The sequence below is a fragment of the Halostagnicola sp. A-GB9-2 genome, assembly GCF_030068615.1.
GTDB lineage: Archaea > Halobacteriota > Halobacteria > Halobacteriales > Natrialbaceae > Halostagnicola.
The window spans coordinates 251398-275998 of the sequence record NZ_JASJOC010000006.1 but is presented as its reverse complement, the minus strand read 5'-3'; the positions used below and the strand labels follow the sequence as shown (position 1 = coordinate 275998).

Below are 24601 nucleotides of genomic sequence, written 5' to 3'. Positions count from 1 at the left end.
CAGACTGTTCTACAGATGACCAAGACTTCCCGTAAGCGAGGTGCGTAGCCGTGGGTGCGCTTAGCGAACTCCGCGGCGCTATCGAGATCGACTACTCTGGTGCCGAGAAGGCGATCGACGACGTCCAGGGCCAGGCCGAGGACATGGGTTCATCGTTCGAGTCCACCGGCGACAAACTTCAGTCAACTGGTAAGATGATGACCGCCGGTGTCACCGGCCCTCTCGCTGCGATGGGTGGGATGGCCGCGAAACAGGCTAGTTCGTTCGAGAGCTCGATGCAGGAGTCAATCGCCGTGATGGGCGACGTCGACGACTCGATGCGGCAGGACCTCGAGCAGACCGCCCAAGATGTCGCCACGAGTACGACGAAGTCGCACGAGGAGGCGGCCGACTCCTACTACTACCTCGCGTCAGCGGGGATGGACGCCGCCGAGTCGATGGAAGCGATGCCGGAGGTAGCTGCGTTTGCCGAGGCCGGCGCCCTCGGCATGGCCGAGGCGACCGACTACGCTACGGACACTGCCTCGGCGTTCGGGATCGAAGCGGAGAACCTCAACCGTGTCACCGACACGATGGCCGGGACGTTCTCCGCCCATAATCAGACCGCGGAGGACATGGGCCAGGCCCTCTCGAAGATCGGCCCGGTCGCGTCCGGGTTGGGCATGGAGATCGAGGAGGCCTCCGCCGCGATCGGGATGCTCGGCGACGTCGGGTACTCGGGCTCGGAAGCGGCTACCGCTCTCCGGACCGGGCTCTCTTCGCTTGCCTCGCCGACGAACAAGCAGGCGAGACTCCTCGAGGATCTCGGCGTCTCGGTCAAGAACTCCGAGGGGGAGATGCGGGACTTCGACGCCATCATGGCCGACCTCGAGGCGTCGGGGGCTGACACTGGCCAGGTCATGGAGCTGTTCGGTGATCAGGCCGGGCCAGCCATGCAGGCGCTCCTCGATCAGGGATCTGACGCCCTCCAGGATCACACCGAACAGATCCGCGACTCCGACGGTGCAACGCAGGACATCGCCGAAACCCAGCGGGACACACTGCATGGCTCCCTCGAGATGCTCAAGTCCTCGGTCGCCGACCTCGGCGTCCAGTTCGGCTCACAGCTCACCCCCCACATTCGTACAGCGGCAGAGGCTGTCACTGGGGCCGCCGACCGGTTCGGCACACTTGACGAGCGAACACAGCGGATCGTCGTCGCGCTCGGTGGTGTCGCTGCTGCAATCGGGCCGCTACTAGTCGCGTTCGGCGCACTCATCGGCCCACTCTCGACGGCCGTCACGACACTCGGTGGCCTAGTCGGTGCGATCGGACCCGTCGTCGGCAGTCTCGGTGCGCTCGTCGCCGCCCTCAATCCGGTCACGCTCGCGATCGGTGCCGTCGTCGCGGCCATCGCTGCCCTCGCGTTGGCGTTCTCCGGAGAGTTCGATCAGGTTACCTCGACCGCTGCGTCGGCGGCTTCGTCTGTGACCGAGACGATCAGTGGAATACCCGTCTGGATCACCTCTACCGGGATCCCGATGTTCCGGGGCGCGGCGACGCGACTCGGTTCGGTGTTCGTGACCGGCCTCGGCAATATGCGCGAGCAGCTGCCGCCGATCGTCCGGCAGAGCATCACGTCGGCCGCGATGTGGGCTCGCGAGAACGGTCCGTCGATGATTCGGTCGGCGATGAGTCTGCTCGTGACGGGTGCCGTGACTGCGCTCACTGCCCTCCGAACCAATCTCCCACCAATCGTTCAACAGGGCATCTTGGCCGCAGTCACGTGGGCGCGTGAAAACGGCCCAGGGCTTCTTCGCTCGGCGTTTGAGACGTACGTCAACGTTGTCACGACTGTGTGGGGTGGGATCTTCGACCGCCTCCCGCCGATCGTTCAAGAGGGAATCTCGAGGGCAGCGACGTGGATCCGGGAGAACGGTCCAGGACTGCTTGGCTCGGCTTTCAAGGCGATCGGGTCAGGTATCCGCACAGTCGTCCTTGGGATCTTCGGCTCCGAAGGATCGCTCCGTGCGATTGTCACGGACGGACTGTCGGCAGTCGCATCCTACCTGCGCGAGGATGCACGCGGAGATCTCGAGACGGCGATTGGCGTAGCGTTCGACGGTCTCGTCGAGGCCGGCCGTACGTCCCTCGAGGCGCTGACGCCAACCGACGGCCTGATCGTCGACACTATCACGTCGGTCGCGTCCTACCTGCGAAATGAAGGGCCGGGCATCGTCGCTGGAGCGTTCGGGTTCATCGTCGATGCCGTCCTCGAGGCCGCGCGAGGGTTCTACACCGGCCTGATCGGCAACTCGATTGTACCGGAGACGATGCAAGCGATCGCGGACTATCTCCGCGGCGAAGCGTTAAGCGACATCACGGGCGCGTTTGGTGAGATCGTCACGGAGACGCTCGGCGCCGCCCGCCAGTGGGCCGACGACAAAGTCGAGACTGTTCGCGATATGAAGGAGCGCACGACTGAGCAGGTCACGCAGCTCAAAGACGATGCTGTCGCACGCGTTGGCGAGCTCAAGGACGACGCCATCGAGGAAGTAACATCGATGAAGGACGGCGCGGTCGGGCTCGTCGAGACGCTCCGGAATGAGACGGTCGGCGAGATCTCGTCGATGGCGTCAGATGCGGTCCAAGAGGTCCAAGAGATGGCGTCTAACCTTCTTGAGGAGGTCGATATCGCCGCGGACTTCAAGGAAGCCGGTGGGAACTTGATATCATCGCTAGCCGATGGGATCTCTGGGGCAGTCGGTGAGGCGACCGACGCTGTCTCGGGTGCGGTCGACTCGGTCGCCTCGTACTTACCGAGTTCGCCAGCCGATACCGGTCCACTGGCCAACGACGACTGGATCTACGGTCTTCCGGATTCGATGATCGAAGGGATGGAGAGTCGGACGAGCGGCCTCGAGTCGGCGTCCTCGGATGTTGCCCAGGCGGCTCACCCTGAACCCAACAGCGTCGACGCGTCGACCGCGACCCGAACACCTCGGCCCACTGAGCCGAGCCAGTCATATAGCGACGACGGCGGCGAGCCACGCCCGATCGTGATCGACGCTCCCGACGACGCCTACATGCTTGTCGGCGATCTCCAAGAGATGATCGACGAAATCGTTCGCGACTTCCAACGTCGGGAGTCGAACCGGACCGCATAACTGACGGTACTATTCATGCCAGACCTACCTAGATCAGTCCCGCAGACCGCGTGGTACGTCTACCTCCACGACGGCGAACAGGAATATGTCACGTACGCGAACGGGCTCACTGAGGATATCCCCCCGCGGACCGTCAGCGAAGGTGGCTCGTGGGAGTTTCACTTCACGCGCGACGGTGGCCCCCGGAGCTACGATCCCCTCGAGCACACTGACCGCTATCAGCGCGTCCAGGAGGTCGGCAAGTGGGCCGGCCGGTACATCCTCAAGGAGCCGATCGAAGATGAGCCACGCTACCGAGAGCGCGTTCCACACGGCGGATCCTCGCTACTCGTCGGCGTCCGACCGGCCTACCAGACGCCCGCCGGCGGGATCTGGGGACTGGTCGACAGCTACGACGAGACGAACTCGCTGCCGGAAACGGGGCTGACCGTCACGCTCGAACTGACGATGCTCGCGTCGATGGACGACTACGCTGATCGCGACGACGTCGTTGCGGAACTCTCGTTTTAGACACATATGCACGAGTACGAAACCGGTCACGCGCATCATGCGCTGACACAGAACCAGAACAGGCGAGCAACCCGGGGCGACGGCGTCCTGCAGGGGTGTGAAGTCACGGCGGGCGATTCGACCGATAGCGTCGAGACCGATATCGCAGCTGGCTATGTCCGAATCGCCGGGGATGTCCTCGAGGTCGCTCCCGACGCCGTCACGCACGCCAACAACTCGACCGACAACCCACGTCGGGACGTCGTTGTCGCGCAGCACGCCAGCGACGGCGAGGCGAACATCACCTACGACCAGGGCGACTACGGCGAGTGGTCGACGATCGACGGCGAGGAGTATCGCTACGCTGAGTCGTGGGAACCACAACCGCCCTCAACCGCAAATAGCGACTCGATCGTTCTTGCAGTCGTCTCGATTGAGTCCGGCGCGACACAGTCCTCGGGCATCCTCGACGTCGAAGACCGCCGCCGCGAGCCTGCTCCCATCCCACGGGATCCGTGGCAACAGCCCAACGTCACAACGCCGACGGTCAACCTCGAGAGCGACGACTTTTATGCGAAGCCACTCCCGGTACCAGGCGATTCGTGGATCCATGTCTGGTCGGTCGCACAGATGCGGTTCGACGATGGCGATCGCGTCTCGTGGGACGACGATCTCGAGCTCTCGATCATGGAACCACGCGACGACGACTCTGACGAGTCGATCCGGTCGACAACCAGTGAGTTCGAGTTTGACGATGGCGGTCTCGTGTGGGGTATCTCCGTTGGCGGCGATCGCGACGAGATCCAGCCCTACTGGATCCGACTCGAGAACACCGGTGACGACATGAGTAATGAAGAGTTCTGGTCGGCCCAGCTCTCCGTAACCGTCGACCGGAGGACGGTGTGACTCTCTCGCCTCCTGGACGGACCGCCGGCGGCCCAGCGCCGATGACCGCCGGCGGGCCACGATCCGGCGTCGCCGGCTCTCCCGATCCCTTCGAGGGCGAACTCGTCAGCGAACCCGAACCGTTGTACGAATTGCGCCTCGAGCGCAACGACGGCGAGACGCGACCTGTTGCGGGGATCGAGAGCGTCGACATCGTTCGCGAGCACACGGATCTCTCGGACTGGCAAGTGACGGTCCCCGAGGACGACACGCTCCCGGAGTGGCGGTTTGCTGACGCTGAGCTTCGGCATCGGGGTGAGACGCTTTTTACCGGCCAGTTGCAGCGCGTCGATCCGTCGATCCTATCGGCCGAGACCGTGCTCGAGGGGTTCGGTCCCGGCTCCGATCTGCGCCTCGGCCATGTCCGGATCGAGCGCCAAAACGTCAATCTCTATCAAGTGATCGAGGAAGTCTGGCGCGAACACACACCGTTCGACGCGATCGTACTCCGCCCCGAGGAGCCTCAGCAGTTCTCAAGTGTTACGGTCTCGGGCTCGCCGAAAAGCGTCCTGAAGGACCTTCACGAGCGAGCGGGGATGCGGTTCTATCTCCCGATGGGCGACGGCGAGATCGACGCCGTCTCGTTCCGCCCGGGCCGGATCACGCGACCGAGCGGATGGACACGCCTCGATATCGATCCGACGTACGACGTTGGGGACTACCGCAACGCCGTCGTTGTCGAAGGTGCACGCTCAGAGGAGCTCGGCCGACGCTACCGCGGCGAGGCTGTCGACGAGGACGAGATCGATCGTGTCGGTGAGCGTCTCGAGGAGCCGATCGGTCCGCTCCCCGAGCTCGAGAGCGACGAGGACTGTCAGCGAATCGCCGACCGCCGCCTCGAGGAGCGCGTCGCCGAGGATCAGCAGGAGGGTTCGGTCGACATCCTCCCGCGGCTGATGCCTCCTGGAGTGAGAGTTCCGGTGCCATACTACGGCGGTGACGAACGAGACATCGACCAGGTGAGCTACACCGAGAGTCTCGGCGACGCCGAGGCGACGATCACGTTCGACAAGGAGTACAGCGTCGCGGAGAGGGTCGAGGAGGTCGACAGCGAACTCGACAGCACCAAGGAGATGATTAGGTGATGCGAGGCTACCCTGCGAGTAGCGGCGGCTTTCAGGCATCGTCTGGCGGTCTCGTCGACGATGTCGACCGTGGTTTCTTTGACAGCTTCGACGAGGACATGATGAGCGCCTACTACGAGCGCTCGACCGGGGGCACGATCAAGCGCATCGATGGCGCTGGCTTTCATACGAACTGGGGGCTCCAGTTCGAGGGTTTCAACCATATCTGGACGCTTCCCGGGAGCGGTTTCTCTCGCTACCCAGATACCGGCGAATGGATCATGTTCTTGTTCACGATCGAGAGCTGGCAGGACATCACCCAAATTTGGCTTCCGGTGTTCGGCGACCCGGGAAACGAGGGCGATCGCCAGCCGTGCTATGAGATACAGTTCATCAACTCGACCGAGACGTTCCGGATCCAGAGTCGGAACAACTCCGACAATCGTGAAGACGTCGCGACCGACGCTGAATCGGATCAGGAGTACGACTGGCTCGAGACAGGCACGCCCTACGCCACCGGGATCTACCGTGCCGAGAGCGGTCGGATCCTCGGTGGCCTCTGGAACGCGAACGATGACTATCCGACAGAGAGCGAGGCGATTGCGTTCATTGACTCTGGGGATCACCCCTACGACGACGGTAGCGACATCGAAGGGATCGGTCCCGACGACGGTCCCGGCCGTTGGGGCGTCCGGACTGGCGAGGACATGGTCCTTGACGTCCACGAAGTTGAGCACGCCGAACCGGTCGACGAAAACACCGAGTAACAACACGATCCACATATGACACAAAGACGACTGAGAGCCATCTGGGCGGCCGGACAGCACACGAACGTCTCCCGCGAGTTTCAGCTTCTCGAGGAGAGCGACGAGGTTCCCGGGACGTTCGAGCCCGTCGACCTGAGTGACGCCGACACCGTCACGGTCACGCTGGTTCACGACTCGTGGGGACACACGGCCGTTGACGAGCTTGAGGGCGAGGTCACGGACGCCGACAAGGGTAAGGTTGAGTTCAGGTTCACGGCCGAGCACCTTGCGGCATATGGCGACCACCGAATCCAGTTCGAAGTCGACTACGGTGACGAGGAGCAGCTCGTCCCGCCGAACACCGGTGACTGGATTATCGCCGTTGGTCGACGCTCGGCAGGTGCGGATCTCCCGCTCGATATCTCCGAGTTGACTGCGGCGGATGCGGTGATCGGCTCGCTCGACGTCGACGAAATCGATGGCGGGATTGTTACGAATGGTCCCCTTAACGGATCACTCCACGGCCCAGGGCTGACGATCGACAACGGAGATCTTGCGGTTACGATTGACGTTGAAGAGATTGAGGGGCTGTCTAACCCACTCAATGAGCACATCGATGCGAACAACTATGACATCACTAGCATCCGTGAGGTGGATGCACAGAGCGCGTCTGTTAGTTCGGAGCCTGAAAACCCGTCGGATGCGGCCCGATTGTCGGAGATTAATGACGTATCGAACGAGATCGAAGACACTCGTACACAACTAGAAAGTGATATTGACTCGATCGAAGAGCAAACAAGCGGACTCTCATCAGACGGGAGTGACGCAACGTTTGACTCTCTTAAGACCAGAGAGGCATCGATCGGTCAAGACACCACAACGGAAGACTCGCTGACACTCGAGCACCCCGAAACAGGAGCCCAATTCGAATTCGGACCGGACGGTACCTTCTCGATAGATCAACTCTATACCGGTGGTGGTGATTCCGACCTCCACTATGATCGAGTATATCGGGATATATGGGAGGACGAAACCATTGACGCGAATATCTCTGTCAACGCCGATCGAGATCAAATAATCAAAATCGACAGCTTCCGTGCAGATACATCCAGCTCACTTTACCTGCGATTCGACGGCAAGGATAGCGAAAATTACAGTTACACAGCAGAAGACGCAGGAACAGGAGACGGTGTTCATGGGTCCGAAGATACGGAAATACCAATCATAAACAACGTGGATGATAGCTTCCCTGCCGGTGGCTTCGCGGGAAGATATGAGATTGTCAATCCAAGGTCTTCTCGACCAGGAATTATCGGCGACGGTGTTACCCGAAACCTCGAAGCGGGCGAGGAAATCCTCAAACGCGGAACATTCGATGACTCAACGTATCCGAGCGAGATCAACATCTACACGAACAATACGGTCGAAGAATGCGAGATAGAAGTTCTCGAGCCTGTCCCAGATGCAAGCCGACCAACAGATCAATGGGGTTAAAGTACACACATGGTTGATTTAATATCATGCATAGGCGGGGGATACTTGCGGCAGGCGTGGCAAGCGTTTTTGCAGGTTGTACGGCTCAATCCGATGAATCAGACGAGCCGACAGAAATCGACGAATACGTTCCGGGGGATGGAATGAGTCGAATCTGGAATAACCCGTATTCGAACGTCGATTGGCATAATGATGGATTCTACAAAGCCGATCATCACGTTCACTGGCGGGGATTCGGAGACGAGCCCGCCGACACGCTCGACGTCTTAGCCGATGGTGTTGAAAACGAGGGTCACTCACTCCCTCAAGATGAGTGGTATGAAGTCTTAGGAGCGGGCTCGCAAGCCGAGAGTGAAGATTGCTACTGGGGCCCGAACGGTGCTGATTCCGGCTATCACGATATGTCCGATACGAATTCGGACTACTCAGATCGCGACGCCGAAAATCTCGGACTCGACGGAATCATTGAATATCCCTCGCAAGAGATCGACGACGTTGAACACATTTGCCACTTGTTCGCTACCTCGAGTCCGCAGGACTTCGATTATTACCCCGGATCGGGTGGATCAAACGGAAACATCGAGGACTTCGCTGAAGCTTTACCCCAAGTTATCGAGGACGAAGACCACACGGTTGTCGACGGACGCGGACAGGTTGTTATCCCCCATCCGACTCGACACATGGATTCAGCAGACGAGTGGGATCGATATCTCGAGTTCTTCGAGAATTACAGCTTAGCCGGTGGCTTGCTCGGTCTCGAAATCTTCACAAAGTCTCTCGGTTCTCAAGGGAACCACTACGGAGACGGCCTAAATCTCGATGACGTATTCGAAATTTGGGATAGTCTCATGTTACAGACCATGCCGGAACGGCCTATCTGGGGTTTCGCGGCCAACGATTGTAATTTCGGCGACTGGGGACACGGGGCCGGCCCCGATCAACGTTGGTGGACGGTCGCACTCTCGGACGACGAGTTCGACCCGACCGACCAACACGCTTCGAGACTCGCGCTGAAAGACGCACTCGAAGAGGGTCGGTTTTGGATCAACCAGCGGCAGACGTACGACCACGGCGACCCGAACGACGCACCACAGCCACCGACCCTCAACGAGATCGATGTCGACCACGATACCGAAACGATAACGCTCGATATAACGTGGCCGGAGCAATCAGGGCAAATCGATTGGTACTCGAACAATGCGATCGTTGAGACCGGCGAGACAATCGAGATTGAAGACGCGTACACGCCGTTTGTCCGAGCTCACGCCTACTATGAGGATAACGGCGACATGGAGGGAGAGATAGCCACGCAACCGTTCACAGTCGTCGAAGACGATTACGAGCCCCCGGACACATTCAACTTCTCGAGCATGTCGACGTGGGATGCAACCAGCGAATCCGAATGGTCGCTTACGTAGACAGTAACCAGCCGAACCGGCGGTAATCCGGCGCGACACTTTTCACAAATGATCGAAGGAATCACAGAAATCGATAGCATCGGCCTTGTACTACTCGCGGTCCTCGGCGGCGCTGGTTACGCTCTTATCACGGGGTTACAGAACAAAGTCAAACAGAAAGACGAGACGGTGAAAATCCGGTGGAAAAGCGTTGGACGTGTAGCTCTTGAGGGAGGGATAGCCGGAGCAATCATGGTTTTCTCCGGCGACGCTCTCGGAATCGAAGCCCTCGAAGCCGCGGCTCCAATGGCTTCCGTTTGGGCTGATAAAATCGTCAAAATCATGGGTGATCTCCGATGAATGGGAATTTCCTAACCGAAGCGCTCGAAGAACTCAAGCAGATCGCCCGAAACACGGCCAAACTCCGAGACGATGGTGACGGTTTCGATTACGACGTTGACGACGTTCCCGACACACACGACTTCACGATCCTTATCCGCAACGAGTGGGGAGACCGCATCGATGACTTCGTGGTCGACGCCCGAGCGCATATCGACCACCCCAGCGACGACATCCAGCTAGCGTTTGGGCGTGGCGGCTGGCCCGAATCGGGCAAATACGAAAACGTCGTTTATGAGAGTCGCTATACGTTGACTGTCTCTGCTGACGGCTACCGTCCTCACAGCCAAGAGATCACCATCGACGACGACAAACAGGTCATCATCAACCTCGAGACCGCTGACAGAGACCCCGACTACGCCGAGGGCGAGACTGAACGGATCGACATCGGCGAGGGCGAGTTGAACCAAATGCGGCCGGGCAAGGACCTCACCGACATCCTCGGCGGGCGGACTGACGAGGCGCATATGCGCTATCAGGTCCATTTCCCCGAGGACTTCGAGTATCATCCCGCCGGGAACCCTGGCGGATGCAAGCTTCCCGGATTCCTGAACACGACGACAGGCTCGGCAACCGGTGGCCGTGCATCAGATGGCGTGTCCTGGTCGACCCGACCTGCGACGATCCGACCCAACCACCCCAAATCTCGAGACTATGCTGGCGACGCTGAAATGAAGGGACTAAGCCAGGTTTACCACCTCGGAGCGACCGATCTTCCTCACGGAGAAGACATGATGTGGCAAGTCGGCTGGGACCGCGGCGACGTCGTCACGCTCGATCAATACGTTCGGCTCAACGACCCTGATCAATCGAACGGCATCCTACGGGTATGGGTCGACGGTGAGCTAGCGCTCGACCGCACGAACATCAAGTTCCGAGACACGGTCGAATCGGACATCGAGCGTATTTGGTGGGGCACCTACTTCGGCGGCACGTGGGGTTCGCCTCGCGACCAATACCTCGAGCTCCGGAACCTCGAGGTCTGGGAGGGCCCGTCGCCGAAGATATCAGAGTCGTGATCGATGCACTCGAAACCGGAAAAACAGTGAGATATTCCGATCTATTGCATCCATCGTACTACGAAATGTTTCTAATAACGGACATTGTGACAAATATACCCCAAACAACCAAGAATAGGTATAAGAATGGACGCGAAGCCTCGGTCAGTTCTGGCATTTCGAGATAAACACCACCTAAGTAGGCAACGAGGGTGATCGCAACACCAAATCCAAGTGTACTGTTTGGAGTGAATGAAAGTCCCATGCGAGATAATATGATTTGAATGTGAAAAGTCTCGTGGCCGCTCTCTTATCAAATGTTTATATTCTTGAGCACCCCCAATGCTTCACTTGGGGCGACATCGTACTCGAACAACCGATCCGCCGCCAACTGCCAAGCGTACTCGGCGAGCTCGGGATCGGCGTCTTCGAATTGAACGCTAAACCGAGTCAGTGCCACTGCGATCAGGATATCGTCGCGTCGTTCTGCGGACATCGGGGTGTCTGGCCGCGGTTTCCCATATAAACTGTCGCACAAAGGGCGGCGTCGAATGGAGCGTGCCTCTGAAAATGCGTCGGGAAGGACTGGCGATTTGGTGTGTTAATCGATCTGTTGGCAACAACAGATTCCCCCCATTCCTCCCGTTCGCGAGTAGGTGTTGGGGCATGCACACATCAATCTTGTTGCCAGTTTGATATACTAATTCGGACTGGAAATGGGTGTCGTGACTGTGATTTCGAGGGGGAAGATGCAAGGAAAACGCCAGGTGGGGATTAGCAGGCTGGGGGAGCCCACGATCCTGGCGTGGGTGAAACTACCACGATCTCCTATATGAACTACCGGGCGATTTCGAGCGGTGAGTTGAGCGGTCTGCTAAAATCGGAACTGTCGGAATCGGTCTGGATACGGCTATCAACTTTCGAAACTCCACACTAGGTGTGCGAGAACATGAACGCGAACGGCTCGTGCTTAAACGAACACTCCCGAACCGTGACCAAGGCGCCTCGCGGGTATTTCACATTACTTATGCTCTATTTCGAGTGACCACTCGCCATCAGCTTTCACTTCAAACCATAGAATCCCTGTCTGGTCGCTTTCTACCTCGCCCTCGAACTCCGCGTATTCATTGAAGAGATGCTCACGGCCGAACCCGGAGCTGGCTGACCGGCTATAGCCACCTACAATGAAGTTACTTTCCCCGTCGTGTGTCGCAGAAACCATTATCGGCTCATATACCTCCACCGGACCAACGACATCCTGTCCTTCACCAGTTGCCGAAACAGGTGAAACGCGGATCGTTTCATCGGGGCTTCGGGGCTGACCGAGATAGAGTTCCCACTCACCGTCAGCACCAACCTCGAGGTGATAATCATCACTCGAGATCGGCTCTGCCGCAGCCCCCGAAACCTCCCCAATATCATTCACAAACTGATCGGGAAAACCCTCACCCGCCACAAGGTCAATAGTGAAATTTGAGGTCCCATCTCGATGTTCGAACTGGGCAATTGTAAGGCCATTACCCAGGCTGAATTCGTCGGTGACCGTGCTTCCGTCTCCCTCAAAGTGATTCGTTCCAAACCGAAATAATGACGACCCTGTGCCGACCTCCGACTCTGCAATCGAGAGGAGTTCGCTCTCAGATGACCGTGGGGGTCCCTCGGTACCACCATCACCAGAGCCATCCGCAGTACCATCGTTATTGCCCGCGCTGCCATCACCAGTCGGCAGCGATGGCGTATCATCCTCTGATCCAGTACAGCCAGCAACGGTCGTTCCGATACCCACCCCAGCCACCCCCAGTAATTCTCGGCGTCGCATACAACTAAACACTCAAAAGAACACAATTAGCGTTTCGGTGATCTATTTTCTATCTGAGTATCGTTTACGCTGTGTTGTACGCGTCGTAGGCGAAATACGCACCCACAGCAGGGTACGTGAGGAGTGGAATGACTGTCCAGAAAAAGAATACAAGCATGACGGCGTGTACACACTGGATCAGGATGAATGCGATTCCCTTCCCAACATCACCATTGTAAAGCTGACCTGCACCCGAGAGAATCGGGAAGAACAGTCCAACGGCCGAGAGGATTCCTGCAAGAGTCGGATTGCTACCATTACTGTTATTTTGGTTTCCCATATCTAAATTTGTGTAGATAATCAACTTAGTGCTTCTGGCCGTGCGAATCGCTATACTGCGGTGTGTTTTCGGAGAAGCGAGGAAAATTCGGCGGGACAGAATGTACTCTCGTGACCGAACTGCAAGAAAACATCAAACGAAAAGACAGCACGGTAAAATCCGTTGGGAGTGTTCTTATCTGTAGGTGGGGCGAGTATACTCGAGATGGCTGTTGAAGGAACCTGAAGAAGCGTTTTTGGAACTGTCGGAATCGGCCTGGGTAGGTCTTTGAAGCCTCGAGCGAACGGGTCGATATGCGAGAAGCCGAACGCGAACGGCTGGTGCTCAAACACGAACTCTCAGAGTTGTACCTTCGGCTTCGTGACCACGACGTCTCGAGTATCGTCCGCCGACTGCAGAAGGGGTTCGTCGAGGGGGAGTTCCTGGCGCTCCGGAATCGCGGTCGCGAGGCGATCGTGTTCCGGAGCTCGTACCACGGCTTGGGGGAGATCGTCTGTTTTCAGGTGAGGGATTCGGGGCACACCGTGTGGGATGTGGTTCTCTGCGCGACGGACGATCCGACGGAGTGGCTCGACCACCATCGCGACGATCTCGAGTGGGTGCACTACGAGTGGCGGAATAAGTGAAAGAACGTTGGTGTTTAAGTACACTCACCGTCAATTTAGGAATATGACAGTCGATGTCTGGACCGAGGAAGCCGCAATTTCACGGACGCCGCGTGAAAATATACTCCTATATCTATATCAAGAAGGACCAACACGAACGCGTGAAATCCGAAAGGAGTTGTACCTACACGACCGAAGTTCCGACCGGGATCTCAGATTTCTTGAGGATAATGACTTCGTTGAAAAAGTGATCCAACCACGATCAAGTTCGGCGGAGTACTCCCTTTCTGATAAAGGAGACAGTTTTGTAAAAGATAAATTGCTAGGCGGAAATCCCCCGGACGGGATGTAGCCAACAAACCAAATGTAGATTTTGAAGTGTATTATCTGACCTGCTGTTCAGCCACTTGAATACGGCGCTCGAGGAAGTGCTCGCCGAGCGCGTAGGCGTGCGCCCGTCCATCCGATTCTCGTCGAACGACACCAGCCTCGAACAGCGCCTTGCAGGCCGATCGAACCGTCGTATCCGAACCCTCGGTTAGGAGCTCGATTTCACCGACTTACAACGGCCCACCGTTGGAGCTCGCGAGCACCGCCAGCACCCGGTCGACGTGCTCACCAGAACGATCGCAGTTATCCTTCGCGATGTCGACGGCGCTTTGGACAGCGTCGTGCTGGACGAGGGCCCCGAAATCGTCCTCCGTGTTGCCGTCACTCTCCTCGAGGCGTTCCTTCTCAAGTTGGAGTTGGTCGATCGTTTCCTGCGCGTCCTGCAACCGACCTCGGAGCTCTGCCACTTCGTCGTCGACGTCGTCCTGGTCGTCGATCGTCGCAAACAATTCCTGCGCGTTCTCGTCGACCGTCCGCAGTGCATCCGGAGCGCTGGCGTTCTGGACTCGCATCCTCGAGAAGCGCCAACCGGTCTACCCAACCGCGTTCAACTCGGAGATGATCAGGGAGGTCGCCTGATGGGGAAAATAAATCCGACCTATCGGGCTCAGTTGTCTTGGATCGAGGACGACTGGTCAGCGTTCCGCCGGGCGCTTCGTGCCGAGCACCAGGGGGATTTCGATTGCCTATTCGGCCAGGCGCGCGACTTCGCCGACGCCGCCGACCACCAGAATGCGATGGATCCGATGGAACCCCTGTCGATGTCCATCCTGTTAGCGCACGAGAAGCGGATCGCGGAGTTCGAGGAGCAGGTCATGGAACTCGAAGCGGAATAGATTCCCCGTCACTATTTTCGCGGTATCGGGCCTACGTTCTTCACAGTGATTGGTTTTAGTTAGTGGGGGCAGAAGTACCAGTCTTATCCGATGGGGACGTAATTGACGGCTTGATCCTGTTTGAATCAACTTACATAAAATCCAGAAACACTAAACACGCGACTGGAGCGAGGTTTGCGGTCACGATAGCAAGATCTCCCTTTCGGATGATGAGTCCTCTGAAATTCCATACCCAGTCTTTCCGTGCGTATTCTGTCGGCGTTTTTGACTCGAAGTATCTTCGCATCCAGACACGGAGACTAACGATAAAGCATATTGAAACGACCCCAGCGAAGACAACCAATCCGCTTGTATCTTCTGTAGTGTGGAGCCTAGTCAAAAATATGACAAAGGCTGCAATTGTAGCGATATCAAAGTATCTCATCGATTGCTCGTAATGATAGCTAAATAACGCTGTGTACTGAATATTCTTGGCGCTAGCAGGGGAATCTCCGATTACATCGTATTCCGGTTGCTTCTGGAATTCACCATCAAATTTCCCTTCGCCCCCTGATGTAGCAATTTCAACGATAATAATAGATATGAATGGAGTAACCTCAAGAACTAGCCCTGGGCTCGGGAAACTCATTTAAAATGGATTTTGGAATGCAGAACTGGCCCTTCCCTACTGTCCTCAGCTGCCTGTTTCGTATCTACGGTCATCGACAACTGGATAATTTCGTTCGTTGATGCACTTCCCAAATCTCTCCTAGCAGGAACCTGTAACTTATGCTCGTTTATATTACTCCCCTTTGAGGGGGCTATGTGCGCTTTTTCAACATACACATATGATTCCTCGACTTCCTTTTCTTCTGGCATTAGAGTAATCTTTTCGTTCAGACTCCGGATTCGTACCTCAACGGTAGACACATGACTCCGCCAATTTACAATCTCCGTTCGTTGAGTACCGGTTTCTCCTTTCGAAAGACAGCACATTTCCTCCGTACCGTCCATACATGTCTTCACTTCAATCATCCCATATTTACCTTTATCAGACTCGTAGCAAGCTCGATCCTCAAGTTGGTTTATTTCCATCATGTTATTGTGTTTAACTTATTGCGAGCTTCGCAGTTTGACGAAGTGATTCACTGACCATGTCATCGGTAGTGCCTACTTGACTCTTAGGTGCCATCTCTCTATCCAGTGCAGTTGCAGTGGCATATTGAACCAAGGCTGCCCGGAGTTCTTTATAATCTGCCTGGCTTTCGGTCATGTAGATTGTAATCTCATCACCACTGGTTTCCCTTCCGGCTTCCCAAGTGACAGTGTACTGGCTGTCCTCAGCTTCAGTTCTAAGGAAAAGGCACGTGTCGGATTTAACCCTATTCAGCAGTTCGTTGCACTCTCCACGGATCCATCCCTCAGAGTCACGAACTCGCATTTCACTTAGTGCATCTTCTGGGACCATTGTATCGTTCTGGATGACCTGTGTGAAAGAATCAAACGATGGTGAAGGCGATCTCCAATATATCGACACCGAGTCACCGCTAATCCTCTCAAGAGTTGCTCGAAACCCAGATCCAATCTCTATTGATTGTCTAATGAAATCTTTTCCAATCCCAGCTATTTCACCTTCTTCTTCACTTAGCTTCTTGATCTGATTGAACGGGCCAACCTGAGATGGGTCTTGTTCCGTAAATTGTGAAGTGGTTGCTTCGTCCAAAATACGCTCAATATCAAGTGTGGATTGATCTGTATACTCGGTATAGTTCCCATAGACGTAGCTGATTAGATCTGAAAGCCGTTCCTCTCCGTATCTTGAAGTAACTTTATTGGCTTCTTCGAATATCTTGTCAAAGCCATCTTTCTTTAGAAGGGCTTTTGCAGCTCGAATTCCGCTGGGGGTGAGTGAATAGTCCGTTCGGTAATTCCCAGAGTTGTTCCGTGTTGTATTCCTGCTAATATAGTCCCGATCTATCAAACTTTCAATATCACGTTGTAATTGATATGAATATGGGCCAAATTTGTAGGGAATAAATCGATATTTTTCTGGGATATTTGACTCCTGCTGGCCAAGGAAAACCAGTTTCTGAAGTCTTATTGAACCTCTGATCCCCTGTGTATTCGACGTGCGTATGTACACGATCGGGAGGGGAGAAGTCATGATCTCTGTCAATAGTCTATCCGGACTATATTAAAATATTGCTAATTAACTGATCAGAATGAACGAAGACAGATGGCATTCACGTCGATACGTGCGGCCCTATACTTACCTGGGTTTCGCGGCCAGTGTTAAATAAAGAAATAATGTTATCGCCTACAATTCAATTACTCGCGGCCTCAAACGCTGCCCGAAGGTTGTTCGCGATCGGCCCGTCTAGAACGCGGTAGAGCGGGCTATTCTCGATCGTACCTGCGTCCTCGAATAAGCCAGCAGACTCTAAGTCATCCCGATAGCGGTACCAGGCGCCCTTTGAGACGCCGTCGTGCTTATAGATTCGGGCAGGGTTGAACTCGTCACCCGATTCTTTGAGGATCGCGACCACGATCCGATTGCCGACAAGCGCTTCTGGTCTGGTAACTGGGAAGCGCCGGCCGGTGCGGACGTTGACGTATTTCAGACGATCTGTGACGATTGCCACGCCGAACTGGTTCGCAACTAACATTCGGCGTCAACACCCCATATTTCTTCGGGTGCTGGCGTCGGAACGTCGTGGCTTAGGAGTCGTCGCCCTCGAGATTGCGTTCTTCGAGCACCTCGACGTCCTCGCGCTGAACGTGAACGCGCTGAAAAATAGTCTGTTCGCCGTCACTGTAGAGGCGCTCCTGTTCAAGTGTCTTCACGTCGCCATTGCTATCGACCACACCTCGAGAGTGAAACGCGTAGGCTTGGATCGTCCCATCCGCAAAGTGCGTTGCCCGGATCGCCCACTCGTCGCCCCACTGCTCGCCGGCGAGTTCCTTCAGCTGCTCGAGGTCGTCAGTCATCGGGATCACCTTCACGAGGATCTTGGGAGAGCTCGTACAATCCGGGGGCAAGTCGTTCGACATGTTCGTGCTCCAGGAGTCGTTTCAATCGTTCGCTCGCGTACGGCCTCGAGATGTCGAGCTCGCCTGCGAGGAACTGTGGCGTCACGCGACCGCGTTCAAGTTCTTCTACGATCGCTCGGTCAGTCCCGTTGAGGTCGTCGTCTTCCAGTGTCACTGGTCGATTCTTTACAGCCATGTGCTAACAGTGTTGTGCCAACATATTGTAGTTTACTATAGGTTGCAACAATTAGTACATTACAGTACGTAATCTATAAGTGGTTGGCGAATAGAGTAATAACTGAGCACGGGACGCCCCAGAGAAGTTCTGAGGCCGGTGTTCCAGCACCGACCTCTCGTGCTTCAGTGAGAAGCAATGTCAACTACGACAACCCCACAAAAGACGGTTACGGACGAATCGGAATCGGAATCGGAAACGGAAACCACGCAAGTCGACCCAAGTGCGGTCGCTGGCGAGCATACCGCAACTGCCGATGAGCTCCCACATTTCGACGTTTACCAGATTGCACGAGAATTCGCGACGGACGCGCTCGAGAACTCGGTCCCGGAGGCGATCTGAAATGGTCATCACTGCGAGCGATGTCCACGACGGTGAGGCACGACGAGAGGATCAATACCGAGCGGAGGCGCTCGAGATCGAACGCGCGAAGGCGACGGTCGCGCCGGAAATACGGTGTGATGGCGGCGAGGCAGACACCTACACCGTGCATGAAAACGCCGAGCTGGACATCGCCGAAGCCGAACTCGATCTCGGCCCCGTCGACATCGGCGATCACGTCGAGGATCGCGAGGACTTCGATGCGACAATGGTCGTCGTTCGAACGCCCCTTGAGCCGGCCAACGAGGTCGACGCCCGGAACGGAAAGACAGTCGCGGAGTGCAACCCAGAGTATCCGGGGGATGACGACGTCGTCGTTGTGAAGTTCCCAAAACGGACGAGCGTCAACCTCTCGTCGCTCCAGGGCTACGCGTTCCCGCGTTCGCGGGTTCGGATAACGTCTCGCGTCCACGATCACGATGGCGAGGGGGGTGACGAGTGATGTCGACCGAAACAGACGACACCGCCGTCGCCGGCGCGCTCGAGGGCGAGACCGTCGACGGGACCGTGTTGCCGCGGTCGCTCCTCGTCGAAGGGGCAGGCCCGGTCACCGTCGTTCGCGAACACGATGACGTCACCGAACGCACCGACGGGGAGATCTCGATTTCTCGACGACTCGAGACGCTCGAAGCGTTCGCGATGTTCTGGTATTACCGGGACCTCAAGAACTGGAAGCGCAACGCGATTCGGGAAGTGCTCGAGGACTACGAGGACGGCACTACTCGCTACGTGATCAGCGACGAACAACTCGAGCAGTGGGATGTTCAGGTCGACGGCCGAGCGGAGGCGTTCATCGGCGTCGCCGAGACGATCGTCGAAGACGAGGTCGCCGACGACTTCGACGCACCGAACCAGCGCTTCCTCGGCTACGTCGAGAACCCCACTGGACGGGACGTCGACGAGCTGACGCTCGAGTTCTCGAAGGACCTCAAAGCGTCGCCACTCTGGGGCCCAGGTGTGCGGCTCGCCGAGCTCGTCGTTCGGCACGCCGAGCGCGACGACCTCGGGCACTACGTCGAAGCGCTGCTCGAGGAGGTCGAAGGCTGATGGCGGTCGCCGACTGTCCACAGACCGACCTCGGCGATCGCGAGCGGAAGGCCCTCGAGCAGTACCTCACCGTCCTCGAGGACGACCCGCGCGTTCGCGGCGCTGACGACCTGTTCCTGGTCGTCTCCGAGAGCGGATCGGAGTACCTCGTCGACCTCGAGGGACTCTCGAACTGCGAGTGTCCGGATTCGGCATACAGGAACGTGACCTGCAAGCACATCCACCGCGCGCTGTTCGCGACGGCCCGGCGGCCGATTCCCGGGAGTGTCGATCGCGACGACATCGACGAGCAGTTGGGAGATCACACTTCCGGTGAAATCAGGTGGTCCTCGTGAATGTCCAAACCTCGGACATCACCAGCGCGAACGAAGCCGTGCAATCACATCCAGTGGTCCAGGACGCTCGAGTCGTCGACGACCACGCTGGATTCGAGACCTTTGAAATCGTCTTACTCGAGCATGTCGACCGAGTACCACCTGCCGTTCTTCGTCAGCTTGGAACCCACGACTGTGGAATCAAAGCCGCCACGCCACAGGGCGACCACCTGTTTGTTGAGGTAAAATGAGCCGCGACGCCCTTGCGCCTGATACGGAGTACCAGATCATCCGGAGCGAGACACCGGTTTGGGACGATGGCTTCAAAATCGGCGAACCAACTGGTGAAATCAAGTGCTGTGGATGTGGTCGATCGGCGATGAACATCGACGAAATCCCACATCGGAAAAGTTGCACTCAACGCTGGGCGAAGACCGACTTCTGGCGCGATCGGTTCAACGGATAATAATTTCAGGTTTCCGTGAGTATTCGGAATTGCAAGTAGTCTTTTTAGTGGACCAAAATAACGTGGAGGATATGATTGGGGATCCTCGGGTGTTTGACGACGAGTTCGTCCCACCCGATCTACTTCATAGGGGGAACGAGATTGAACAACTGCTTCGTCGCTTCACAGTCCGAAACCCTTCCGAGTCGGACGTCCTCATCTCTGGGCCCAGTGGTGTCGGGAAAACTGTGCTCGCACGGAAGGCGGTTGATCACCTCGAGACACAGACCGACATCACACGGGTATTCGTCGACTCGCTCGGGAAAACAACGGGTGGAGTCCTTCGAGCAACGCTTGAGCAACTCCCTCGAGGACCCGACGACGTTTCCCAGACGCTCCCGGCGAGGGATGTCTGTCGAGAGCTCCGCGAGGCGATCACCGGCGAGACAATCGTCGTCCTGGACGAAGGAGACGACCTCCCACAGACGAACGCTGTCGGTGAGCTCCTCGCGATCGCGAACATTACGGTGGTTGTGATCGCCCACGATGGAACCGACTGGCTCTCCCGCCTGGACGTTACCGACGGGCACCGCCTTGACCAGGGCCACCTTGAGCTTGGACGCTACGGTGTCGACGAACTCGCAGACATCCTCGAGCGGCGGGCACTCCAGGGCTTGCACGGCGACGTCGTTTCGCGAGCCCAGCTTGAGGCGATCGCCAACGAGGTCGCCGGCGTTGCTCGCGAAGGCATCCAGTCACTCCGATCTGCGGCGGTACTCGCTCACGAACGCGGTCATCGCCGTATCCGCGATCGGGACGTCAACGACGCCTACGAGCACGCCAGACATCGCATTCGAGAACTCAATCTGAGTTCGTTGCCGTTCCATCACCAGGTGCTGTACGCGATCGTCCACGAAGCGGGCGAACTCTCAGGGAGAGAGTTGCACGACAGCTACGACGTGGTTTCAGAGGAGTTCTACGCTGGGTCGCCACTACAGCCACTCGGGAAACGCGCTCGTCGAGGGAAGTTATCGAAACTCGAGGAGTACGATCTCATCGATTACGATGGTCCGACGCGGGATCGGCTCTACTGGGTACTCGACGAAGATGTGGAACCGGAGGTCGAGTTACCAGAACTAGTCACATCCCAATAGAAATCGGGATAGCTATTTTTCCTTGCATTTTCCATATGTATTTATAATGCCCAATTCGGCAACTAAAAGTTCGGACTCTATCTCCTCTATGTCATTACATATGGGGATTTTAAACGACTATTTACCGCGAGCAAACGGGAGGGGTTTAATTGAGAATTGGCGGGCTACCAGTTCAAGCCAAAGGGCGGCGGAGAGTAGTGATCGGAGAGTAGGCCGTTTTCGTCGACTTGGAAGCAGTGTATTCTAATATACTCGTTTGCGTCACCAAGGCCGGGTCGAACCTCAAGTAGCTCATCATCCTGCACGATAGCCTCCGCGTCTGGGTCACCGGCTGGAATGAAGAAAGGAACAACAACGTCCCAATCGTTGACCCCCTCTTTCTCCAGATAGTTTTTCAACTTCCGGCTTGCACCAAGGATAGGCCGAACTTCTCGTGGATTTAATTTATTGGAGAGGCGTTCATCCCGCACAATATAGTTGAGGATCGTTCTCGTATCATCTATCACAGCCACTGGGGTGAGTCTTTCCTCACTGACGATATCGGTCAGATTTGACGCATCCACCTCTGGATGACAGATTGGCCTGTTACGTAAATCAGTAGTCGCATTGGTGCTGCGCTGTTTGCCGAAGCGATCACGGAGGTAGTCTTGAATCGCTTTTCTAAGCCCTTCAGTAGAGAAATCGTTCGCCTCGGGAGTGATAATAGCCAACTCACCGCTCCTACCTTGGAATTTGAATGTCTCCGCTTCTGCAAGTGGGGCCACCATCGCCAAGTTCTCCGTTTCCAAATGGAAGCCGTAGGAGAGTAGTCGAGATCGGGACCAACTACCTTTGAGAGGGCTTTTTGCTTTGGCATAGTACTTGCTGTCGAGTACCGCCTCAACTCCCTTATCAGACCGTATCACGTGGTCGGGCTGGCTTCGGAGGGAGATGCTTTCATCTTCAAATAACTGGTAGGACTCCTTCTTGATGCTGAAGTTATCCAGCCCATCGATCATCGGGCTCCTTTGTAGGTACTCAAGTTCCTCTGTCAGTACCAGTCCAACGTATTCCTCGAAGAGAGACTCCATTCCAATGATGTATTCCATTAATAGCTCCTCTCGACCCTGGTCTAAGGGCTGGCCAATTGAAGAGGAAAGGATTGTCTTCGAGATCTCCAGTGCCTGAGCGTAGTAGTGGCGTTGTCGGGGGATATCGTTCGTGGTAATCTCGGGTACGTCGCTCAGCGAGACACTCTTTCCCGTAACACCGCGGCTTTGAAGACGTTTGATTGCTCGCTCAAGTCGCGAGTATATTCGCGTGTAGTTCTGATTGTCACTCGCACCTGCATACAAGTGGAACAGCCTCTGTAGCTCTTTCCCAGCACGAAAAATTAGATCATTAACAGGTATACTGTACTCAACGACCTTTTGAACGAAGACGTGCTTTGGCACACCGTTCGGCAGGTCAAAATTGCGAAGGCTGCTGTGTATATCAATCCGTCCCCTCGCGTCCAGTGCTTCTGTTCGTCTACGCTCAAATGAACGGATGAATCCATGTCTGAAAATATCGTCCAGACTGTTAAGATAATTGACTGCAACGACGATGAATATGTCTTCAATTCCGATATCATCTGCGAGGAAATCACGAATCGGGATGCCCCGATATCTCAGTGATCGGCGATGGTAGCCGACATCCAAGAACATCTCTAAGATTTCTCCCCAGCCTATTTTCGGATCAATCTGGAGCGTCGCATTTGGAGTGAGATTGACAATCCCGACGATATCTTCTACATCAATGACCAGTTCGTCGTCTCGAATTTCAACGGTTACGACCTTGGGATCTGAGTTATCATTTGTCGGATTAACCCTTTTGATGTAGGTATTGGCTGCTTCACCTTCGATGAACGCAGCCCGTTTCAGTTGGTCTACGATATCTGGCGGATACTGGCGTACTCTCCGCTTACCCTTCTCCTCGACCTGTAGCCGCGGCTGAAGCGCCCCTTCAACATCCCTACTCCGGCCCGGTCGTACGCTCATCGGCCGCTGAGTCTCTGTTCTTCGCTTTCGTACCGTTGTTCGGCTAGTTCGATCGCAGGGGTCAAGTCGAATTGATCAAATTCGTCGTCCAGTCTTCGATAGTGGTTAGGTAGCTCTTCAATTTGCGGAAATGTCGCATCATTCAGCAGACGAGGCAATATGTAGATCTTGAAAGCCTCTCCCACTGCTCGCGGGGGATCGTCTCTGTGTACGCCGACCCCTGGGTCGTCTTCTGGACCAGGGTTGGGTTCAGTGACGGTACCAAGGAAAGCGGCAACATCACGGTAGTGCATAGGCCCGAACTCGTGGATTCCGGTTCCGTCGTCTGTTCCGTAATTCAGGCCTTCGTAGTCTGCATGGAACAGATTGATCAGTTGTGATGTACTCAATTGCCCGTTCTCAACCTGATCCTTCACCCAACCACTGAACAGGTCTTCCCTAGCAGCCCGATCGTATCCGCCCACCTTTATCATTGCAAATCTGCGGGTGATCGCGTCGTCCAGCTCGTTAACCGTCCTGTCGGACACGTTCATGGTGCAGATAATTTTAACCCTGGAGTCAAGAGTGATTGTCTCTCCAGAGTTAGTCTCGAATAGTGTTTGAGATCGATTTTCGATGGCAGTGTAAAGGGGACCGAAGATTCTAGAGATGTCGGCTCGGGTCAGTTCATCAATTATCAGCCCCCAGTTTTCGTCAAAATCTTGTGCCTGAATGACGGCGTTTGAAACGCAACCTGGTTCTTTGGTGTACTCTACGCTCTCTCCCGAGTAGTCGGGTGCGATTCGTCCGATGATATCTTGATCCGTCCAAGATGGAGCAGCCGTCTCTATGTCATAGCCGACTGCCGTTTCCATCGCCAGCTGTTTGGCAAGTGTAGTCTTCCCCGTGCCCGTAGGGCCATACAGTACAACCGGTTTTCCTACTGCCAAGGCACCGAGCGCGTTCTCCCACACAGACTTTGGGACAGCCTTGTCCAGATTCCGTGGATCATCTTCGCGGGAGACAACGTCTCGCTTTAATTCGGACGAGATATGATTCGAGCTAAGGATTGCTTTCCGAATTGGTCCTATCCCCCTTTGGCCGTCATGGAGAACGTCAACGGTCTTCCCACCAAATTCTTCGTTCAGTTCGTTCAATAGATATTGTATTGTCTCCGAATCGGTCGCGTCTTCGATAACACGCTGCGCTGTATCCTGATCCCGAGAAATCTCAGAGTTGAGTCGTTTAGCATCGTCAAGTGAGTACCCAGACGACTCCCCAATACTGCTCATAGGTCGTTGTTATCCCGCGACGACATAAATGTCAGGAATAAAGTCTTATATATTAGAAGGGATGGACGGATTTTCCCGAC

Annotated in this window: 30 protein-coding genes; 18 read left to right on the top strand and 12 right to left on the bottom strand. The window is 56.1% G+C overall.

Annotated elements, in window-relative coordinates:
• Positions 1 to 50: 50 nt before the first annotated feature.
• From QNM96_RS16170 to QNM96_RS16130, 9 genes are all read left to right on the top strand, one after another.
• Positions 51 to 3146 carry a phage tail tape measure protein gene (locus tag QNM96_RS16170; protein ID WP_283837633.1) on the top strand — a complete coding sequence of 1032 codons (3096 nt, stop codon included), beginning with the start codon at positions 51 to 53 and terminating at the stop codon, positions 3144 to 3146.
• Positions 3147 to 3161: 15 nt separating this feature from the next.
• The gene (locus QNM96_RS16165) at positions 3162 to 3656 is read left to right on the top strand and encodes a hypothetical protein (RefSeq protein ID WP_283837632.1); all 495 of its coding nucleotides are present in this window, start codon (positions 3162 to 3164) and stop codon (positions 3654 to 3656) included.
• Between the two features lie 6 nt (positions 3657 to 3662).
• Complete coding sequence (locus tag QNM96_RS16160; protein WP_283837631.1) at positions 3663 to 4541, top strand: hypothetical protein; 879 nt, start codon at positions 3663 to 3665, stop codon at positions 4539 to 4541.
• Positions 4538 to 5665 (top strand): hypothetical protein, encoded by a 1128-nt coding sequence (locus tag QNM96_RS16155; RefSeq protein ID WP_283837630.1) that lies wholly within the window; start codon positions 4538 to 4540, stop codon positions 5663 to 5665. The genes QNM96_RS16160 and QNM96_RS16155 overlap by 4 nt, the downstream gene beginning before the upstream one ends.
• Positions 5665 to 6411, top strand: a complete 747-nt coding sequence (locus tag QNM96_RS16150; protein ID WP_283837628.1) for a hypothetical protein — start codon at positions 5665 to 5667, stop codon at positions 6409 to 6411. The genes QNM96_RS16155 and QNM96_RS16150 overlap by 1 nt, the downstream gene beginning before the upstream one ends.
• Positions 6412 to 6819: 408 nt before the next feature.
• A complete protein-coding gene (locus QNM96_RS16145; RefSeq protein WP_283837627.1) occupies positions 6820 to 7884 on the top strand; it encodes a hypothetical protein in 1065 nt (354 codons plus the stop codon).
• 143 nt (positions 7885 to 8027) lie between these two features.
• Complete coding sequence (locus tag QNM96_RS16140) at positions 8028 to 9302, top strand: hypothetical protein (RefSeq protein WP_283837626.1); 1275 nt, start codon at positions 8028 to 8030, stop codon at positions 9300 to 9302.
• A gap of 48 nt (positions 9303 to 9350) precedes the next feature.
• Positions 9351 to 9641, top strand: a complete 291-nt coding sequence (locus QNM96_RS16135; protein WP_283837625.1) for a hypothetical protein — start codon at positions 9351 to 9353, stop codon at positions 9639 to 9641.
• Positions 9638 to 10699 carry a polysaccharide lyase gene (locus QNM96_RS16130; RefSeq protein ID WP_283837624.1) on the top strand — a complete coding sequence of 354 codons (1062 nt, stop codon included), beginning with the start codon at positions 9638 to 9640 and terminating at the stop codon, positions 10697 to 10699. The genes QNM96_RS16135 and QNM96_RS16130 overlap by 4 nt, the downstream gene beginning before the upstream one ends.
• 292 nt (positions 10700 to 10991) lie before the next feature.
• Here the strand turns inward: QNM96_RS16130 and QNM96_RS16125 are convergent, their stop codons facing one another.
• From QNM96_RS16125 to QNM96_RS16115, 3 genes are all read right to left on the bottom strand, one after another.
• A complete protein-coding gene (locus tag QNM96_RS16125; protein ID WP_283837623.1) occupies positions 10992 to 11174 on the bottom strand; it encodes a hypothetical protein in 183 nt (60 codons plus the stop codon).
• A gap of 525 nt (positions 11175 to 11699) precedes the next feature.
• On the bottom strand, positions 11700 to 12497 hold the full coding sequence (locus QNM96_RS16120) for a cell surface glycoprotein (RefSeq protein WP_283837622.1): 798 nt from the start codon (positions 12495 to 12497) through the stop codon (positions 11700 to 11702).
• Positions 12498 to 12561: 64 nt separating this feature from the next.
• Complete coding sequence (locus QNM96_RS16115; RefSeq protein ID WP_283837621.1) at positions 12562 to 12816, bottom strand: hypothetical protein; 255 nt, start codon at positions 12814 to 12816, stop codon at positions 12562 to 12564.
• A 293-nt stretch (positions 12817 to 13109) separates the two neighbouring features.
• On the opposite strand from QNM96_RS16115, the gene QNM96_RS16110 reads away from it, so the two are divergent.
• A complete protein-coding gene (locus tag QNM96_RS16110; protein WP_283837620.1) occupies positions 13110 to 13442 on the top strand; it encodes a hypothetical protein in 333 nt (110 codons plus the stop codon).
• A gap of 43 nt (positions 13443 to 13485) precedes the next feature.
• Positions 13486 to 13773 carry a winged helix-turn-helix transcriptional regulator gene (locus QNM96_RS16105; RefSeq protein ID WP_283837619.1) on the top strand — a complete coding sequence of 96 codons (288 nt, stop codon included), beginning with the start codon at positions 13486 to 13488 and terminating at the stop codon, positions 13771 to 13773.
• 208 nt (positions 13774 to 13981) lie between these two features.
• Here the strand turns inward: QNM96_RS16105 and QNM96_RS16100 are convergent, their stop codons facing one another.
• Entirely contained in the window at positions 13982 to 14323 is a 342-nt protein-coding gene (locus tag QNM96_RS16100; RefSeq protein WP_283837618.1) for a hypothetical protein, read from the bottom strand.
• A 66-nt stretch (positions 14324 to 14389) separates the two neighbouring features.
• On the opposite strand from QNM96_RS16100, the gene QNM96_RS16095 reads away from it, so the two are divergent.
• Positions 14390 to 14647, top strand: a complete 258-nt coding sequence (locus tag QNM96_RS16095; protein ID WP_283837617.1) for a hypothetical protein — start codon at positions 14390 to 14392, stop codon at positions 14645 to 14647.
• 130 nt (positions 14648 to 14777) lie between these two features.
• Here QNM96_RS16095 and QNM96_RS16090 read toward each other — a convergent pair whose 3' ends face one another.
• The 6 genes from QNM96_RS16090 to QNM96_RS16065 all read right to left on the bottom strand — a co-directional run bounded on the left by QNM96_RS16090 (position 14778) and on the right by QNM96_RS16065 (position 17831).
• Entirely contained in the window at positions 14778 to 15275 is a 498-nt protein-coding gene (locus QNM96_RS16090) for a hypothetical protein (RefSeq protein ID WP_283837616.1), read from the bottom strand.
• Positions 15272 to 15724 (bottom strand): hypothetical protein, encoded by a 453-nt coding sequence (locus tag QNM96_RS16085; RefSeq protein ID WP_283837615.1) that lies wholly within the window; start codon positions 15722 to 15724, stop codon positions 15272 to 15274. Before QNM96_RS16085 ends, QNM96_RS16090 begins: the two co-directional genes overlap by 4 nt.
• A gap of 10 nt (positions 15725 to 15734) precedes the next feature.
• Positions 15735 to 16790, bottom strand: a complete 1056-nt coding sequence (locus QNM96_RS16080; protein ID WP_283837614.1) for a hypothetical protein — start codon at positions 16788 to 16790, stop codon at positions 15735 to 15737.
• A 160-nt stretch (positions 16791 to 16950) separates the two neighbouring features.
• Positions 16951 to 17292, bottom strand: coding sequence for a hypothetical protein (locus tag QNM96_RS16075; protein ID WP_283837613.1), 342 nt, complete (start codon positions 17290 to 17292; stop codon positions 16951 to 16953).
• Positions 17293 to 17344: 52 nt separating this feature from the next.
• Entirely contained in the window at positions 17345 to 17614 is a 270-nt protein-coding gene (locus tag QNM96_RS16070) for a hypothetical protein (RefSeq protein ID WP_283837612.1), read from the bottom strand.
• Positions 17607 to 17831, bottom strand: a complete 225-nt coding sequence (locus QNM96_RS16065) for a winged helix-turn-helix domain-containing protein (RefSeq protein WP_283837611.1) — start codon at positions 17829 to 17831, stop codon at positions 17607 to 17609. Before QNM96_RS16065 ends, QNM96_RS16070 begins: the two co-directional genes overlap by 8 nt.
• A gap of 198 nt (positions 17832 to 18029) precedes the next feature.
• On the opposite strand from QNM96_RS16065, the gene QNM96_RS16060 reads away from it, so the two are divergent.
• From QNM96_RS16060 to QNM96_RS16035, 6 genes are all read left to right on the top strand, one after another.
• Positions 18030 to 18233 (top strand): hypothetical protein, encoded by a 204-nt coding sequence (locus tag QNM96_RS16060; RefSeq protein WP_283837610.1) that lies wholly within the window; start codon positions 18030 to 18032, stop codon positions 18231 to 18233.
• A 1-nt stretch (position 18234) separates the two neighbouring features.
• Entirely contained in the window at positions 18235 to 18714 is a 480-nt protein-coding gene (locus QNM96_RS16055; RefSeq protein ID WP_283837609.1) for a hypothetical protein, read from the top strand.
• Positions 18714 to 19319, top strand: coding sequence for a hypothetical protein (locus tag QNM96_RS16050; RefSeq protein ID WP_283837608.1), 606 nt, complete (start codon positions 18714 to 18716; stop codon positions 19317 to 19319). The genes QNM96_RS16055 and QNM96_RS16050 overlap by 1 nt, the downstream gene beginning before the upstream one ends.
• Entirely contained in the window at positions 19319 to 19654 is a 336-nt protein-coding gene (locus QNM96_RS16045; RefSeq protein ID WP_283837607.1) for an SWIM zinc finger family protein, read from the top strand. Before QNM96_RS16050 ends, QNM96_RS16045 begins: the two co-directional genes overlap by 1 nt.
• A complete protein-coding gene (locus QNM96_RS16040; RefSeq protein WP_283837606.1) occupies positions 19651 to 19884 on the top strand; it encodes a hypothetical protein in 234 nt (77 codons plus the stop codon). Before QNM96_RS16045 ends, QNM96_RS16040 begins: the two co-directional genes overlap by 4 nt.
• A gap of 286 nt (positions 19885 to 20170) precedes the next feature.
• Entirely contained in the window at positions 20171 to 21232 is a 1062-nt protein-coding gene (locus tag QNM96_RS16035) for an AAA family ATPase (protein ID WP_283837605.1), read from the top strand.
• A 164-nt stretch (positions 21233 to 21396) separates the two neighbouring features.
• Here QNM96_RS16035 and QNM96_RS16030 read toward each other — a convergent pair whose 3' ends face one another.
• Both QNM96_RS16030 and QNM96_RS16025 read right to left on the bottom strand, forming a co-directional pair.
• The gene (locus tag QNM96_RS16030; RefSeq protein ID WP_283837604.1) at positions 21397 to 23250 is read right to left on the bottom strand and encodes a hypothetical protein; all 1854 of its coding nucleotides are present in this window, start codon (positions 23248 to 23250) and stop codon (positions 21397 to 21399) included.
• Positions 23247 to 24521, bottom strand: a complete 1275-nt coding sequence (locus QNM96_RS16025; protein WP_283837603.1) for an AAA family ATPase — start codon at positions 24519 to 24521, stop codon at positions 23247 to 23249. The genes QNM96_RS16030 and QNM96_RS16025 overlap by 4 nt, the downstream gene beginning before the upstream one ends.
• Between the last annotated feature and the right edge of the window lie 80 nt (positions 24522 to 24601).

Coding starts and splice junctions, on each gene's coding strand:
- QNM96_RS16165 (WP_283837632.1), top strand. CDS start 3,162: ATGCCAGACCTACCTAGATCAGTCCCGCAGACCGCGTGGTACGTCTAC.
- QNM96_RS16160 (WP_283837631.1), top strand. CDS start 3,663: ATGCACGAGTACGAAACCGGTCACGCGCATCATGCGCTGACACAGAAC.
- QNM96_RS16150 (WP_283837628.1), top strand. CDS start 5,665: ATGCGAGGCTACCCTGCGAGTAGCGGCGGCTTTCAGGCATCGTCTGGC.
- QNM96_RS16140 (WP_283837626.1), top strand. CDS start 8,028: ATGAGTCGAATCTGGAATAACCCGTATTCGAACGTCGATTGGCATAAT.
- QNM96_RS16135 (WP_283837625.1), top strand. CDS start 9,351: ATGATCGAAGGAATCACAGAAATCGATAGCATCGGCCTTGTACTACTC.
- QNM96_RS16130 (WP_283837624.1), top strand. CDS start 9,638: ATGAATGGGAATTTCCTAACCGAAGCGCTCGAAGAACTCAAGCAGATC.
- QNM96_RS16125 (WP_283837623.1), bottom strand. CDS start 11,174: ATGTCCGCAGAACGACGCGACGATATCCTGATCGCAGTGGCACTGACT.
- QNM96_RS16120 (WP_283837622.1), bottom strand. CDS start 12,497: ATGCGACGCCGAGAATTACTGGGGGTGGCTGGGGTGGGTATCGGAACG.
- QNM96_RS16115 (WP_283837621.1), bottom strand. CDS start 12,816: ATGGGAAACCAAAATAACAGTAATGGTAGCAATCCGACTCTTGCAGGA.
- QNM96_RS16110 (WP_283837620.1), top strand. CDS start 13,110: ATGCGAGAAGCCGAACGCGAACGGCTGGTGCTCAAACACGAACTCTCA.
- QNM96_RS16105 (WP_283837619.1), top strand. CDS start 13,486: ATGACAGTCGATGTCTGGACCGAGGAAGCCGCAATTTCACGGACGCCG.
- QNM96_RS16100 (WP_283837618.1), bottom strand. CDS start 14,323: ATGCGAGTCCAGAACGCCAGCGCTCCGGATGCACTGCGGACGGTCGAC.
- QNM96_RS16095 (WP_283837617.1), top strand. CDS start 14,390: ATGGGGAAAATAAATCCGACCTATCGGGCTCAGTTGTCTTGGATCGAG.
- QNM96_RS16090 (WP_283837616.1), bottom strand. CDS start 15,275: ATGAGTTTCCCGAGCCCAGGGCTAGTTCTTGAGGTTACTCCATTCATA.
- QNM96_RS16085 (WP_283837615.1), bottom strand. CDS start 15,724: ATGATGGAAATAAACCAACTTGAGGATCGAGCTTGCTACGAGTCTGAT.
- QNM96_RS16080 (WP_283837614.1), bottom strand. CDS start 16,790: ATGACTTCTCCCCTCCCGATCGTGTACATACGCACGTCGAATACACAG.
- QNM96_RS16075 (WP_283837613.1), bottom strand. CDS start 17,292: ATGTTAGTTGCGAACCAGTTCGGCGTGGCAATCGTCACAGATCGTCTG.
- QNM96_RS16070 (WP_283837612.1), bottom strand. CDS start 17,614: ATGACTGACGACCTCGAGCAGCTGAAGGAACTCGCCGGCGAGCAGTGG.
- QNM96_RS16060 (WP_283837610.1), top strand. CDS start 18,030: ATGTCAACTACGACAACCCCACAAAAGACGGTTACGGACGAATCGGAA.
- QNM96_RS16055 (WP_283837609.1), top strand. CDS start 18,235: ATGGTCATCACTGCGAGCGATGTCCACGACGGTGAGGCACGACGAGAG.
- QNM96_RS16050 (WP_283837608.1), top strand. CDS start 18,714: ATGTCGACCGAAACAGACGACACCGCCGTCGCCGGCGCGCTCGAGGGC.
- QNM96_RS16045 (WP_283837607.1), top strand. CDS start 19,319: ATGGCGGTCGCCGACTGTCCACAGACCGACCTCGGCGATCGCGAGCGG.
- QNM96_RS16035 (WP_283837605.1), top strand. CDS start 20,171: ATGATTGGGGATCCTCGGGTGTTTGACGACGAGTTCGTCCCACCCGAT.
- QNM96_RS16030 (WP_283837604.1), bottom strand. CDS start 23,250: ATGAGCGTACGACCGGGCCGGAGTAGGGATGTTGAAGGGGCGCTTCAG.
- QNM96_RS16025 (WP_283837603.1), bottom strand. CDS start 24,521: ATGAGCAGTATTGGGGAGTCGTCTGGGTACTCACTTGACGATGCTAAA.